This window comes from Pseudomonas sp. MWU12-2319 (assembly GCF_023242525.1).
Classification (GTDB): Bacteria; Pseudomonadota; Gammaproteobacteria; order Pseudomonadales; family Pseudomonadaceae; genus Aquipseudomonas; species Aquipseudomonas gingeri_D.
The window spans coordinates 1-453 of the sequence record NZ_JALJES010000073.1 but is presented as its reverse complement, the minus strand read 5'-3'; the positions used below and the strand labels follow the sequence as shown (position 1 = coordinate 453).

At 53.6% G+C, this 453-nt stretch carries 1 protein-coding gene; it reads left to right on the top strand.

What is annotated here, in order from left to right; genetic code table 11:
* A partial coding sequence (locus tag M5C01_RS32805; RefSeq protein WP_248764479.1) for a hypothetical protein occupies positions 1 to 205 on the top strand: 205 nt, incomplete at its 5' end.
* Positions 206 to 453 lie beyond the last annotated feature (248 nt).

The window sequence follows — 453 nt, the reverse complement described above, 5'->3', positions numbered from 1 at the left end:
TTGTGATATGCGCATGGACGCCCGTTACGAAGCTTTGTCCGATGCTGTCGCAGGTAGAGCAAGCATACCCATTGCCAAACGTGTTCACGTCGCAGCCTCCAAGCGGCGAGGAATGCTATCCCATGCGGCGTTCGACGTGGAGGTTTCGGAGGTTCTGGATGCTGAGATAGTGGCGATATTTGAGGGGAGCGCGAGCACGGTTTGACTGCCGGTCCACAGGTTATATGGTGTTTTCAATACCATTTATCGGTCCTGTCATTTCTGACAGTAGCCGGCAGCGTGGATCAGGTGATTACTAGACCCAGTATCCCAGGCCAAACCTGATTCATGTGGGTTTGATCAGTAGCCTCCATACTCAGATGCACCGGGAACCGCATTGAGGAGATCCGCGTCGTGAAGATTCGCGTTCTGTCCGACCTGCATCTTGAGTACGACGAACCGCTTTCCATCCCT